The 12,995-nt window shown below is 69.5% G+C and carries 13 protein-coding genes and 3 pseudogenes; 7 read left to right on the forward strand and 9 right to left on the reverse strand.

Annotation, left to right across the window (positions count from 1 at the left end):
* The first annotated feature begins 245 nt into the window (after positions 1-245).
* The 4 genes from ACH4UM_RS37405 (at position 246) to ACH4UM_RS37420 (ending at position 3,303) form a co-directional block, all read left to right on the forward strand.
* The gene (locus ACH4UM_RS37405; protein WP_398189726.1) at positions 246-515 is read left to right on the forward strand and encodes a hypothetical protein; all 270 of its coding nucleotides are present in this window, start codon (positions 246-248) and stop codon (positions 513-515) included.
* 79 nt (positions 516-594) lie between these two features.
* Positions 595-1,518, forward strand: coding sequence for a hypothetical protein (locus tag ACH4UM_RS37410; RefSeq protein WP_398189729.1), 924 nt, complete (start codon positions 595-597; stop codon positions 1,516-1,518).
* A 126-nt stretch (positions 1,519-1,644) separates the two neighbouring features.
* A complete protein-coding gene (locus tag ACH4UM_RS37415; RefSeq protein ID WP_398189732.1) occupies positions 1,645-2,220 on the forward strand; it encodes a transcriptional regulator in 576 nt (191 codons plus the stop codon).
* A gap of 99 nt (positions 2,221-2,319) precedes the next feature.
* A complete protein-coding gene (locus ACH4UM_RS37420) occupies positions 2,320-3,303 on the forward strand; it encodes a BtrH N-terminal domain-containing protein (RefSeq protein WP_398189735.1) in 984 nt (327 codons plus the stop codon).
* A gap of 17 nt (positions 3,304-3,320) precedes the next feature.
* On the opposite strand, the pseudogene ACH4UM_RS37425 reads toward ACH4UM_RS37420, so the two are convergent.
* Positions 3,321-3,927, reverse strand: a pseudogene (locus ACH4UM_RS37425) (IS5 family transposase); the annotation flags it as partial.
* Between the two features lie 151 nt (positions 3,928-4,078).
* Between ACH4UM_RS37425 and ACH4UM_RS37430 the strand changes: the two are divergent.
* Positions 4,079-5,581, forward strand: a complete 1,503-nt coding sequence (locus tag ACH4UM_RS37430; protein WP_398189738.1) for a glycosyl hydrolase family 18 protein — start codon at positions 4,079-4,081, stop codon at positions 5,579-5,581.
* A gap of 89 nt (positions 5,582-5,670) precedes the next feature.
* On the forward strand, positions 5,671-8,442 hold the full coding sequence (locus tag ACH4UM_RS37435) for a glycoside hydrolase family 9 protein (protein WP_398189740.1): 2,772 nt from the start codon (positions 5,671-5,673) through the stop codon (positions 8,440-8,442).
* Positions 8,443-8,987: 545 nt separating this feature from the next.
* On the opposite strand, the gene ACH4UM_RS37440 is transcribed toward ACH4UM_RS37435, so the two are convergent.
* From ACH4UM_RS37440 to ACH4UM_RS37470, 7 genes and pseudogenes are all read right to left on the reverse strand, one after another.
* The gene (locus ACH4UM_RS37440) at positions 8,988-9,188 is read right to left on the reverse strand and encodes a hypothetical protein (protein WP_398189743.1); all 201 of its coding nucleotides are present in this window, start codon (positions 9,186-9,188) and stop codon (positions 8,988-8,990) included.
* 679 nt (positions 9,189-9,867) lie between these two features.
* Complete coding sequence (locus ACH4UM_RS37445) at positions 9,868-10,215, reverse strand: hypothetical protein (protein WP_398189746.1); 348 nt, start codon at positions 10,213-10,215, stop codon at positions 9,868-9,870.
* Positions 10,212-10,649, reverse strand: a complete 438-nt coding sequence (locus ACH4UM_RS37450) for a hypothetical protein (RefSeq protein ID WP_398189749.1) — start codon at positions 10,647-10,649, stop codon at positions 10,212-10,214. The genes ACH4UM_RS37445 and ACH4UM_RS37450 overlap by 4 nt, the downstream gene beginning before the upstream one ends.
* A 90-nt stretch (positions 10,650-10,739) precedes the next feature.
* Complete coding sequence (locus ACH4UM_RS37455; RefSeq protein WP_398189752.1) at positions 10,740-10,922, reverse strand: hypothetical protein; 183 nt, start codon at positions 10,920-10,922, stop codon at positions 10,740-10,742.
* On the reverse strand, positions 10,922-11,404 hold the full coding sequence (locus ACH4UM_RS37460; RefSeq protein ID WP_398189755.1) for a hypothetical protein: 483 nt from the start codon (positions 11,402-11,404) through the stop codon (positions 10,922-10,924). Before ACH4UM_RS37460 ends, ACH4UM_RS37455 begins: the two co-directional genes overlap by 1 nt.
* Positions 11,404-11,607, reverse strand: a complete 204-nt coding sequence (locus ACH4UM_RS37465) for a hypothetical protein (RefSeq protein ID WP_398189757.1) — start codon at positions 11,605-11,607, stop codon at positions 11,404-11,406. The genes ACH4UM_RS37460 and ACH4UM_RS37465 overlap by 1 nt, the downstream gene beginning before the upstream one ends.
* Positions 11,608-11,736: 129 nt before the next feature.
* Positions 11,737-12,217, reverse strand: a pseudogene (locus ACH4UM_RS37470) (hypothetical protein).
* On the opposite strand from ACH4UM_RS37470, the pseudogene ACH4UM_RS37475 reads away from it, so the two are divergent.
* Positions 12,180-12,425, forward strand: a pseudogene (locus tag ACH4UM_RS37475) (Sua5 family C-terminal domain-containing protein); the annotation flags it as partial. The pseudogenes ACH4UM_RS37470 and ACH4UM_RS37475 overlap by 38 nt on opposite strands.
* A gap of 100 nt (positions 12,426-12,525) precedes the next feature.
* Here ACH4UM_RS37475 and ACH4UM_RS37480 read toward each other — a convergent pair.
* A complete protein-coding gene (locus ACH4UM_RS37480) occupies positions 12,526-12,918 on the reverse strand; it encodes a hypothetical protein (protein WP_398189760.1) in 393 nt (130 codons plus the stop codon).
* Between the last annotated feature and the right edge of the window lie 77 nt (positions 12,919-12,995).

The raw sequence follows: 12,995 nt of genomic DNA on the forward strand, positions 1-12,995 counted from the left end.
TGCATCTAGTTCGATCATTGATCACGGCGGCCCCGCGGATTTCGCTCTGGCATTCACTCCCACGCGGCGCCCGGCGCCGCAACCGTGGGGGCCATGGCCAGGGAAATCCGCATCGAGATCGATGACGAGCAGTACGCGCAGCTGGAGCGCGAGGCGCACGAGCGGCACGAGGATCCTCCTTGCCGACGATGAGACCGCGGCCCGGTTGCGTGCGACGCGCGGCCAGTTCTGAAAGGCCCGCAATCTTGGCGAGCGCATGGCCGACGAGGAGTCCCTCGCCGCGGTGGCGGCGGAGGATCCGGCCGACCTTCGGCCGGCTGCGCCACGACAGCCGCCCGCTGACGGAAATCGACCAGGCGCTGATGGACGCTTTCGAGTGGCTGATGCATGGCCTGTCCCAGACCACCGACGGCAGGATCACGGTCGTCAATGTGTGCACCGGGGCCGGAGTCTCCCGCGCCTCCTACCACCGCTCGCCGGCGGCGCAGGCGGTGAAGGAGGATCGCACAAGTTGATCGAATGGGTGCACAGTTTCTTGGCAAATGATGCAAAGCTGTACCTAGTGGAGGAGGGAGGGAAGGGCGGCGGTGGGCCGTGGACCTGGAGAGCATCGCTCAGGAGCTGTACACGCTGCATCCGACCCAGTTCGTCGGGGCGCGTACTGCACGCGTGGACGAGGCCCTCGCAGCCGGAAAAGCCGCCCTGGCCGCTCAGATCGCCGCACTGAAGCGCCCGACGCTGTCGGCTTGGGCCAGTAACCTGCTGGTCCGCTCCGCGCCCGAACAGGTCGCCCGGCTGCTTCGCCTTGGCGAAGGCCTCCGCCAAGCTCACCAGAGACTTGCCCGAACCCGGCTGAGACGTCTGAGCCAGCAACAGCGCACCCTCGTCCGGGCCCTCTCCCAGAAGGCCCGCAGCCTGGCGGCCGAGGCCGGACATCCCATCGGGCAGGCCGCGCAGCGAAAGGTCGAACAGACCCTGCAAGCGGCACTGGCGGATCCGACGGCAGCGCAGAAATGGGCCTCCGGCCGGCTCGTCAAGGCCCTCATCCCTCCCGTCGGCTTCACTGCGGCCGCGGCCGCCGGGCAACCCCGCTCAGCTGCCGCGCCTCACCGGGTCCGCGGAGGTACGCCACCTCCGAAACCAGAGCACTCCCACGCCGCGTCCGCCAAGACCACCCGCCGGCAACGCCGCACGGACGACGCGGGCAGAAAGCTGGCCCGAGCCCAGCACGAGGCGGAAACAGCCGAGCGGCGGGCCAGGCAACAAGAGGAGGAACACGAACAGGCGCAGGCCGAGGTCGAGCAGGCTGAAGCCGCATTGCATGAACTCGAAGAGCTGGGAACCAAGCTGGCTCAGCAACTGAACGCCACGGTGGAACTGCGACGCCGAACGAGGAACAACCTCGACCACGCGCGCCAACGAGCCGCGCAGACGGATCACGCTGCACGGGAGGCACGCCGTGCAGCTGAGACGGCACAGGCCCGTGCCGAGCGCTTTCAGAATGGGCCTGCATTGTGAAATTCTGCTGAATGCACCGGTCATCAGAGTCTCTGACGCCGCACGTTCGAACGCGGAATCCGGTATTCTTGACTCACCCAGAACCGGTTGAGGTTCCGTCAATTAGGCGCAGAGCGAGGAGGCGAAGTGCCGGACAGGAATATCGAGTTCGGCAAGTACGGGGCTCGTGGCATCAAGGGACACGAGGCCGTCGCCCGCCAGCTCGATGCCCTCGCCGGTTTCGTCGCCACTCCGATCACGGCACGCCGTGGCCTGCTCGCACGACTGCACTACCTCACCCGCACCGACCACGCCCGACAGGCGGCCCGCGAGGCTGGCCTCGTCATCACCGACCGCACCCTCAGGGCATGGCTGGACGGCAGGCGCAACCCCTCCAAGAAGAACCTCGAGCGCATCGAGACGGCCTACCGCACCGTGCGCCGACACAACATCGCCCGCTACCTGCTCGCGCGCCTCAACCATGAGGGCCACGGAACCCGCGTCGAGTTCCACCCGCTCAACCAGTCCCAGGTCGACCGGCCCCGTCAGCGCCTGGTCTCGTACCGCACACTCAACGTCCGTCACTGGGACCGCATCATCCAAGCGTGGGCCAACGACGACGAAGCAGCCCTCGACGACGCTTGGATCAGCGACGCGGTGGTGGACCTCGGCTCCGAGTGGGGACAGTACGAGTACGTCACCAACATCGGCTTCGCCGCCTAGACCCGCCTGGACCTTGTCCGGCGGATCATGCCTGGGCCGTGATGGTCTGGCACGCCCATCTGCGCCGTTGTCGTCTGATGGGGGAGGGGAATCAGTGGCATGACCATGGTGAAGGACATCGATGTCCGCGGTATGCAGCACTGCGAGACGACGGCGCTGGGCGTGCTGCTGCGCCATGAGGGACTCGACTTGTCCGAGCCCATGCTGTTCGGGCTTGGCTCCGGGCTGGCCTTCATCTACTGGGACAGCAAAGGCATGGGCTTTCCCTTCCTGGGAGGCCGGGTCAAGCCGTTCGAGCTCACCAGGAACCTGGCCGCCGTACTCGGGCTCCAGCTGCTGGTCGGGGAGACTACCTCCCCGCGCAAGGCATGGCAGAACGTGGCGGCACCCATCGACGCCGGCCGGCCGGTCGGCCTTCAGCTCGACAGTTACCACCTGGACTACTTCAGCACCAAGGTGCACTTCGGCGGGCACGTCGTGGCCATGTACGGCTACGACGAACAGGACGCCTACCTGGTGGACACCGGCCCGCAGGGCGGAGCCGTCTCGACCAGCCTCGCCGGCCTGGCCAGGGCCAGAGCCGAGCGCGGCCCCATGACCGCCAAGCACCGCTCCTTCACCATCACAGTGCCCAGCAACCTGACGTCACCGCAGGACGGGATCATCCCCGCGATCAAGACCTGCGCCAACGCCTTCCTGGACCCGCCCATCGCGAACCTGGGCCACCGGGGCATCGAGAAGACCGCCAGGCAAGTGCCGAAGTGGCTGCAGCGCAGCGACAATCCGCGGGAGGACCTGCCACGGGCCGCCGTCCTCATGGAGAGGGCCGGCACCGGCGGCGCCCTGTTCCGCAATCTCTACCGGGACTTCCTCGCCGAGTGTGCCCAGTTGATCGACAGCAGCCACCTGCGCACTGGCCACAGCCTGTATACCGAGGCCGCCACCCTCTGGACGCAGGTGGCCGCACTCATCGGGACAGCAGGCGAATCCGGCGACGCGAAGAACCTCATGCAGGCCGGCTCCATCCTCCACGAGCTCTCGCGCATCGAACGCGATGCGATGCAGGCACTCAGCATGCTCTAGGAGGCCTGTCCGGCGGGTCAGGTGCAAAGCCAGAGTCGGATCGAGGCAACGGTGACGGTGCCATGGAAGACGTAGGCGCGCTTGTCGAACCTCGTGGCGACCGCCCGGATGGTCTTGAGAGCGTTGATCGTCCGCTCGACTTCGTTCCTCCTCTCGCAGATCGTCCTGTCGAAGCCAGCGGGTCGGCCGCCCTTGCTCCCGCGGGCTTGGCGGTTGGCCCGCTGGTTCTCCGGCTCGGGGATGGTGTGCTTGATCTGGCGTCGGCGCAGGTAGCGTCGGCTGCGGCGGGAGGGAGTACGCCCTGTCGCCGCCGAGATGGCCGGGCCGGGTGCGGTGCGGGTGCGGGTGCGGGGGCGCCCGCCGCCCAGTCGGCCGACGCGGATGCGTTCCATGGCCGGGATGAGTCGCGGGGCGTCGCCCCACTGGCCCGGGGTGATCAGCAGGGCCAGTGGGCGGCGTCCGTCCTCACCGGCGAGATGGATTTTGCAGGTCAGGCCGCCCCGGGAGCGTCCGGGTCCCTCGTCGGGGCGGTGCTGCCGGGGCGCGCGCGTCTTTTCCCGGCACCCGCGGCGGTCTCCTGCGGGCCCCGGCGGCGTGCTGGTGCGCCCGGCAGGAGGTCGAATCAGGCACGGCAATTCGGCCAAGGGCGTTGACGCGGTGCCGTGCCCGCCACTAGCGTCCGCGCATCGTTAGTAAACTTTCCCAACAGTAGCTTCTCCTCGGCGAGTGTCCCCGCTCCGCCCACCCCTGCCCCGTGCAGCCAAGGAGCCACTTCATGAACTCTGTTCCCAGACGCACCCGACGGCGTGCCACGGCTTCGGCCCTGATCACCGCACTGGCCGCCTTCGGTCTCGCCGTGGGCGCGACCGCCCCGGCGGCGCACGCGGCGACCCCCTTCCCGGCGCATGTCTTCGCGCCCTACTTCGAGGCCTATTCCGGTGACGACCCGGCCGTCGTCGCGCAGAACTCCGGCGCCAAGTACCTGTCGATGGCCTTCGTCCAGACGGCGTCCGCGGGCTCGTGCACCGTCTACTGGGACGGCGACACCAGCCAGCCCATCGGCACGACGTTCGCCACGTCCATCTCCACCATCCGCTCGCGCGGCGGCGACGTCATCCCCTCCTTCGGCGGCTACACCGCCGACACCACCAACACCGAGATCGCGGACAGCTGCACCAGCGTCAGCTCCATCGCCGCCGCGATCGAGAACGTCATCACCAAGTACGACCTCTCCCGCGTCGACTTCGACGTGGAACAGGACTCCCTCACCAACTCGGCCGGCATCGACCGCCGCAACAAGGCCATCGCCCAGGTGGAGAGCTGGGCCGCCGCCAACGGCCGTCACGTGCAGTTCTCCTACACGCTGCCGACCAACACCGACGGCCTCGACTCCGGCGGCAAGGGGGTGCTGTCCAACGCCGTGGCCAACGGCGCCCGCATCGACGTCGTCAACATCATGACCTTCGACTACTACACCGGCGCCACGATCCAGATGGCCAACGCCACCGAGACCGCGGCCCAGGGGCTGGAGACCTACCTGGCCTCGCTGTACCCGTCGAAGACCTCCGCCCAGCTGTGGGCCATGGTCGGCGTCACCGAGATGCCCGGCATCGACGACTACGGTGCGGCCGAGACCTTCACCCAGACCGACGCCACCACCGTGCTCGACTGGGCCAAGAGCAAGGGGATCAACGAGATCTCGATGTGGGCCTCCGAGCGGGACAACGGCGGCTGCCCCGGCACCGCCGGCGCCGACTCCTGTTCCGGGATCTCCCAGCCCACCTGGTACTTCAGCAATGCGTGGGCGCCCTTCACGTCCTCCGGCAGCACCGGGGGCGGCAACGGGATCGTCAACGGCGGTTTCGAGTCGGGGGACTTCACCGGCTGGAGCCGTTCGGGCACGACCTCGCTCGTGACCTCGCCGGTGCACACCGGCAGCTACGCCGCCCGGCTGGGCAGCACCTCACCGACCAACGGCGACTCCAAGGTCTCCCAGACCTTCACCGCCCCCAGCGGCAACGGCACCGTCTCCTTCGACTACAACCTCGCCTGCCCCGACGACGTCAGCTGGGACTGGGCCACCGCCACGCTGAAGGACAACACCGCCGGCACCACCACGACCGTGCTCGGCAAGACCTGCACCCTGGGCGCCGGCTGGAAGAAGGTCTCCGCCGCCATCACCGCCGGCCACTCCTACACCCTCACCCTCGTCTCCCACGACGAGAACAACCCCGGCGACGCCACCTACACCCTCTACGACGACATCACGACCAGCTGACCCGGGTCTGACCAGCCGCGGCGCACCAAAACGGGGGGCCACCACTTCCGTTCGTCCTTCCGCCCGCACGACGTTCGTTGGGAGATCCCTTGTCCGCACAGCCCCCGCGCCAGGAGCGACGGCTCAGGGCCGCGGTCGCGGCCGTCGCCATCACCGGCGTCCTCGCCGCCCTCGCGCTCACCGCCGCCTCCCCGGCCGAAGCCGTCTCCCCTTCCCGCATCCGCGTCGACCAGGCGGGATACCTGCCCGGCGAGGCCAAGCAGGCCTACCTGATGACCGGATCGGCGGTCAGCGGCGCGACCTTCAGCGTCGTCGACTCCTCCGGCGCCACCGTCCTGTCCGGCAACGTCGGCAGCACCAGCGTCGGCTCGTGGAACACGTCCTACCCGGACGTGTATCCGATCTCCTTCAACAGCCTCACCACCCCGGGCACGTACCACATCCAGGTGTCCGGCGGCACCACGGCCTCCTCGCCGTCCTTCACCATCAAGAGCGCCGACTCGCTCTACGGCAAACTCGTCGCCGACGGCGTCACCTTCTTCCAGACCCAGCGCGACGGTTCCAACGTCATCGCCGGCGCACTGAACCGCCAGGCCTCCCACCTGAACGACGCATCCGCCAACATCTACGCCTGGCCGTCCTTCGAGTCCGGCGGCAGCGACACCATCACCAACAGCGACCTCAGCAAGATCGGCGGCTCGGTCGACGTCTCCGGCGGCTGGTTCGACGCGGGCGACTACCTCAAGTTCACCCACACCACCGCCTACGGCGACGCCCTGCTGTTCGCTGCCCAGCGCGCCCTGGGCAGCGGCGCGCCGGCCTCCCTCGGCGCCGAGGCGCACTTCGGCGAGACCTGGCTGAACAAGGCGTGGAACCAGAGCACCAAGACGCTCTACCTCCAGGTCGGCATCGGCTCCGGCAACTCCGCGGGGACCTTCACCGGCGACCACGACCTGTGGCGGCTGCCGCAGAAGGACGACTCCGACACCGCGAGCAAGGACCGCTACGCCGCGGCGCACCGCCCCGTCTTCCAGGCAGCCAACGCGGGCGCCAAGGTCAGCCCCAACCTGGCCGGGCGCATCTCCGCCGCGTTCGCGCTGGCCGCGCAGGTCGACGCCACCTCCAACCCGACGCAGGCCGCCGCCGAGTACCAGGCGGCGACCTCCCTCTACGCGAACGCCAACACCAGCAGCCCGCCCAACCCGCTCACCACCACCCAGCCCAACGACTACTACCCCGAGTCGACCTGGCACGACGACATGGAGTTCGGCGCCGCGGAGATCGCCCTCGCCGCGAAGGCGCTCGGCCACGACCCCTCCACCTACGTCTCCCAGGGGGCGACCTGGGCGAGCGACTACCTCGCCTCCGACAGCGGCGGCGACACCTTCAACCTGTACGACACAAGCGCGCTCGCGCACGCCGACCTCATCAAGGCGATCACCGCCGCGGGCAACCCCTCCGGCCTCGCCGTCACCACCACCCAGCTGATCGCCGACCTCAAGAAGCAGGTCCGCACCGGCGCCACCAAGGCGGCCTCGGACATCTTCCACGCCGGCGGCAACTACACCGACTTCGACGTCAACGCCCACACCTTCGGCCTCATCGCCACCGAGGCCCTGTACCGGCAGGCCAGCAACGACAAGTCCTACGCCGACTTCGCCACCGAACAGCGCGACTGGCTCCTGGGCGCCAACGCGTGGGGCACCAGCTTCATGGTGGGCGAGGGCAGCACCTTCCCGCATTGCCCGCAGCACCAGGTCGCCAACATATCCGGCAGCACCGACGGCACCGGCGCCATCGCCACCGGCGCCCTCGTCAACGGCCCCAACAGCTCCAGCCAGTTCTCCGGCGGCCTCGGCTCCTACGAGACCGGCATGGCCGCCTGCCCGCCCGGCGGCAGCGACCCCTTCTCCGCCTACACCGGCCACAGCAGCCGCTACGTCGACGACGTCCGCTCCTGGCAGAGCAGCGAACCCGCCATCGACATGACCGGCACCGCCATCGTCGGCGCGGCACTGCAGCAGGCGGCCGCCGGAAGCGGCACCACGCAGGACTTCTCTGTCAGCACCTCCCCGGCCTCCGGCACGGTCACGGCCGGCTCATCCGCCACCACCACCGTGAACACGTCCGTGACTTCCGGCAGCGCCCAGTCGGTGTCCCTGTCGGCCTCCGGCCTGCCCGGCGGGGCCACGGCGTCCTTCAGCCCCTCCTCGGTGACCACCGGCGCGAGCAGCACGCTGACCATCACCACCGACTCGACCACCCCGGCCGGCAGCTATCCCGTCACCATCAAGGGCACGGCCGCCTCGGGCAGCCACACCACCACCTACACCCTGACCGTCAACGCGCCGACCGGCGGTTGCACCGCCGCGCAACTGCTGGGCAACCCGGGCTTCGAGAACGGCAGCAACAACGCACCCTGGACCGCCACCTCCACGCTCAGCTTCAGTCCGATCACCCAGTCGACCAGCGCGGAACCCGCCCACTCGGGCAGCTGGGAGGCCTGGTTCAACGGCAACGGCACGGCCGACACGGACACGATCGCCCAGACCGTCACCGTGCCGTCCGGCTGCGCCACGGCGACCCTGAGCTACTGGCTGCACATCGACACCAGCGAGAACACGACCACGGCGACTCCGGACACGCTCAGCGTCAAGGTTCTCAGCTCCAGCGGCAGCGTCCTGGGAACCGTCGCCTCCTACTCCAACCTGAACCACAACACCGGCTACGCCCAGCACACCGTCGACGTCTCCGCCTACGCCGGACAGACCATCACCCTCAAGTTCACCGGCACCGAAACCGACACCAACGGCGGCACCACCAGCTTCGTCGTCGACGACACCGCCCTCAACGTCAGCTGAACCAACACCGACGGGAAGAACCACAAGCCCGGTGCCCAAGGGCACCGGGCCCTTTCCCGCGCTGGTTCACCAAGGTCACACCGTGACAGTCAAGGCGTGCAGGCTCTCGCCCGTCCGGCGGCGGGGACGGCCACCGGTGAGATGCCAGTACAGGTTGATCACGTGGTTCTGTTGCTGCCACGGCCAGTCCGTACTCGGGACGATCTGGTGGGTCAAGACATCTTCACCGCGTTCCCCGACGACCCCGACGCCCCCGTCGACCCGGAAGCGGAAGGCGTGCGGAATCCGAGCGCCTCGCCGTATCGGGTTCTCGTCACCCGCAGGCCGGGACACGATGGCGCTGCAGAGGTACGACATCCCGGGAGCCCTCAGGTCGATCACGTTTCCAACGCAGACAGTTGCGTGGGCCGTCCGGCAAACAGGCAGTGACCATGAGCAGTTGGGGCGGCCGTGGGGGTGCGCCGGCGGCGGACCTAGACCAGCCTGGTGGACCAGCAGCAGCTCACCGCCAGCGCCGAGAAGCTCGTCGCAGCCATGTGCCGAGATCAGATCGGAGTCCCCGTCGCGGGCGCGGCGGGCCTGCCGAGCTTAGCGTGGAACAGGGTCAGCACGTTCGCGCCCAGCACCAGTTGGATGTCTTCCTCGGACCAGCCGCGAGCCTGGAGTGCCTCGCTGACCAGCGGCAGTCCCGACGGGCCCCGGCAGGAACCGGTGGGTGGGAACGCCTTCGACGAAAGCGGTTTCACAGCACGGCGGCGTGACGTCCTCGAGAACCTTTCCCAAGGGGGTTTGACGGATGCCCCAGCACGAGCGCCCCCGTGACCGCCCTTGCAGTCAGACGCGGTACCGCCTCAGCTGTGACGACTTCGACGAGCTCATGCGCCAAGCCGACTACCGCTGTCAGCTCTGCCGCCGCACCGCGGAAGAGACGGGTCACGGTCACCTGGTCGTCGCCTGACGCGGCCCGCCCGCCCGGCCCCCGGCGCCGCGGATGCCACATCGGAGTCGGTGTGGTTTGGGCCGGCGGGACGCCGCAGGCAGTGATCGTGATGGCAACCGGCTTGGTGGGCAGTGTGCCCCGATCGTGCGCCAGGTGTCGTGCCACTCGCGGCCGCAGTAGCTACCAGGTCCTCGGCGTCCGCTGGCCGACGCAGATCGCCATACAGCCGAGACCGGAGTCCGCAACCCGCGGCCCGCGGCTCGTCCAATGACCTTGCTGTCCCCCACCGTTTTTCACCTGGTGAGCGCGCCTCAGGCACCGTGTGGTGCCGCACTGCCAAAGATCCTTGCGGTTCAACGATGTCACGTTCGCCGGATTTCTTGCTTTAAGGAGCAGATGCAGCGCGGCGGTCGCGCTGCCGGAACAAGTGGAGTGGGTATGGATCCGGTGACGATCGGGGTCACGGTGGGGACAGCAACGGCGGGCTATCTACTGCGGCTCTGCATCCGACTGAGCAAGGCCCACGCGGAGGTACGTCGTGCGGAACTGGACCAGCAAGGCCGGCGGGCGTGGCGGTAAGCCGCGGCGTGTGGGGTGTCGGGGTGGACCAGGGCCACGGCGATCATCTCGGTGCCGTGGTCGTCGCCGGGTCGCGGGTGTGCGCGCTCGATGAACGGGCCGATGCGCACGGCGATGTCCTGGGAGCGGCCGGGCGTCCAGGGCTCCGGGTCGCGCATGGCGGCGAGCATCGCGCGGAACTGGTCGACGATGGCCTGGTCCTCGGGGGTGAGGGCGCCGGGGCCGTGGCCACAGAGGCGGAAGCGACGGATCATCGGGCGGTCTCCTGCTCGGGGTTGGCGGTGCGGGGGCTGGCGGGCGTCTTCAGGACGCGCGGCAGATAGACGTGCAGGTGCTCGACTACGACCTCGCGGCCACGGTTCCGGAGTGCTCGGGCCAGGAGTTCGGTAAGACCGCTGGCACGGTGCCGGCCTCGCGCACAGCCGATGGCGATGCGGCTGGGGTCGGCGGGCAGGTCGGCGTAGTCCGCGAGGTTGGCGAACAGCTCGCGGGCGCCGGGAGTGTTCAGGACGACGTCCTGGACGCGGGGGTTGAGGCCGTCCAGGTCGAGGATGTCGCGGGCGGCGGCCGGGTCGCGGAGCCGGTCGCGGACGTCCTCGATCCGGTCGGCGGCGGGCGGGACGGGGGAGCCGTCCGGGCCGGTGGGCAGGTGGAGGTAGCCGAACGAGGTCAGACGGATCGGGCGCAAGGAAGAGCCTCCTGCTCGGTGGTGGAAGGACGGGACGTGTGGAGCGCCGCGCCAGGCCGGGAAGGGCGGGCGCGGCGCTCCGAGGTGGTGCTACTGAGGGGTGGTGTCGTTGACCACGAGGAACTGGTCGCTCGCCAGGTCCATCACGACCTGAGCGTTGGTGCCCTGGGCGCGCTGGGGGGCGGAGTACTCTTCGGCCGGCCAGGAGCCGCGGGGGGCTCCGGCGGGGAAGCGCTCCAGGACGGTGCGGGGCTGCGCGGTGGTGGCGGCCATCAGGCGTCACCACCGTTCACGCGCTCGTGGATGTCGATGAGGTGGGCGATGGCGTCAGGGTTGTCCGCCAGGCCGACCCACGTCCCGTGCGTGGTGAAGACGGGCACGGCGTCGGTGTCGGCGTCGAAGATGACGACGTAGTCGCCGTACCTGTCGAGCAGCATCTCCCGCAGGACCGGGATGAGCGCGGTGTCCAGGACCTCCAGGACGTCGACGGTGAGCCGGGCGGGCTCGCCGGGCACCGACGGCTGGACCAGGGCGCCGGTCGCGCGCAGAAGGTCGCCGGGCTGTATGCCGTTCAGCAGCTCGTGGGTGATCCGGGGGTTGCCGCTGGTGCAGGTGACGACCGTGTCGGGGGCGTCCTCGGCGACGGTGTCGATGACTGCGGGCCGGACGATCAGGCCGAAGGTGGCGGTGCCGTTCGGGCCGGGGGCGGGGATCGCGTCGACCCAGCTGTCGACGGCGCAGTGCTTGGCGTCCATCAGCTGGCCTCCGCCAGGGTCTCGGTGGGGCGAGGGGAGCGGGGTCGGGTGGTGCGCTGGGCGATGTCCAGCAGCTCGCGGTTGCGTCGCCTCTGGGCGTCGGTGAGCGGGCGGGCCTTCGCGCCGTGGCGGTGCCAGAGCGGCGAGGCCGGCGGCTCGGGGGAGGCGAGGGCGTGGTCGACGTCGCGTTCGGTGCTGCTCACGGGGCCTCCGTCTGGAGGGGAAGTTCAGGCGTGGTGGCCAGGCGAAGTGCCTGCTGTCGCGCCAGTTCAGGAGCTGGACTGGTACGGCGGTCGGCTCGGGCGGTGCGGGTGCGGGTCGACGGCGGGTGCTCACGGACGCACGTCGGGCAGCTGCTGACGCACCTGCGCGACCAGGTCCTCGGTGGGCTTCCAGGGCCCGAGCTGTCCGCGTGGGGGGATCGGCAGGGCGAGCTCCTGGACGTCGGTGAGCTCGAGGTGCCACAGGCCGGGCTCCGCCCACTCGGTGCAGGGCGGGGAGCCGTCCGGGTCCTGGTGGCAGCCGGTCAGCCCGGCGACGCCGATCACGGCGCCGGTCGGCAGGTCGCGGCCGCGGATCGTGCGGGCGACCAGCAGCAGGCGCAGGGCAGGTCGGTCGGTCGGTCTGCAGGCCCGCGTGCAGCAGGAGCCAGCCGCGCCAGGACCAGGGCTGCGGGCGGTTCTCGATCGTCTTGGCCCTGGCGGCGATGCACGTGGTCTACGGCTGCTTGACGCTGATGCCGCGGATCCAGTCGCCCGTCGGCGGAAGGGTTCCGGAGCTTGGGTGCCAGGTCGGCGTCTTCCTTCCGCCCACCTTCTCGGATGTCCCGGTGAAGGCGCACGCCGCGGTGACGGTCCCTGCCTCGATGGCGGCCTACGCTCGCGGGCTGTACGGGTTCCTGCGCGAACTCGACCAGCAGGGGTGCGACCTCATCGTTGCTTCTTTGCCGGTGGAGGAGGGGCTGGGACTGGCGATCGCCAACCGGCTCCGCCGCGCTGCGGGGCCCCGGCCCACGGTGTGACCAGCACCGACGCCGTTCCTTGAAGAAGCTGTCCTCTACCGCGGCTGCGTACGGCCGGAAGACGCAGGAGATGCCGGCGGCCTGGGTGGTTACGGGAGTGTCAGGATGCGGGAGGCACGGCGCGGGCCAGGGGTGCAAGGTCTTCGTAGAGGGCAGCGCGGAGTGCGGCGGCGAGTTCGCGCGCTCGTTCTTCGTTCCGCACGCCGTGCATCATGAAGTACACCGGTCCTGTGTAGGCGCCGAAATCGACCTCGTGGTTGTCGACCAGGCGGAGGATCGCGGCCCGGATGGCATCGTTGACGGCATCGGCGACCATGTGGCCGGAGCCGGCGGTGAGGGTGTCCGCCTTCACGGTCCACTGTTGGCCCTCGGATTCGATGGCGACGAATACAGCATTGCGCGCCATGGCATTGCGGTAGGCGTCGTGGAAGGCGTTGGTGCCGGTGGCAACCGGGATGAGGTGAGCGGGGCAGGGAACCGGCAGTGGCTGCACCTGTGCATTCTGCCAAGAGGTGTCGTCATTGCGCGCCCGCGACGCGATGGCGGATCACGTTGCGTGATCGTCTCTGC

This window comes from Streptomyces sp. NPDC020801, from assembly GCF_044334385.1.
Lineage (GTDB): Bacteria > Actinomycetota > Actinomycetes > Streptomycetales > Streptomycetaceae > Streptomyces.

Coding starts and splice junctions, on each gene's coding strand:
- ACH4UM_RS37430 (WP_398189738.1), top strand. CDS start 4,079: ATGAACTCTGTTCCCAGACGCACCCGACGGCGTGCCACGGCTTCGGCC.
- ACH4UM_RS37455 (WP_398189752.1), bottom strand. CDS start 10,922: ATGGCCGCCACCACCGCGCAGCCCCGCACCGTCCTGGAGCGCTTCCCC.
- ACH4UM_RS37445 (WP_398189746.1), bottom strand. CDS start 10,215: ATGATCCGTCGCTTCCGCCTCTGTGGCCACGGCCCCGGCGCCCTCACC.
- ACH4UM_RS37460 (WP_398189755.1), bottom strand. CDS start 11,404: ATGGACGCCAAGCACTGCGCCGTCGACAGCTGGGTCGACGCGATCCCC.
- ACH4UM_RS37420 (WP_398189735.1), top strand. CDS start 2,320: ATGACCATGGTGAAGGACATCGATGTCCGCGGTATGCAGCACTGCGAG.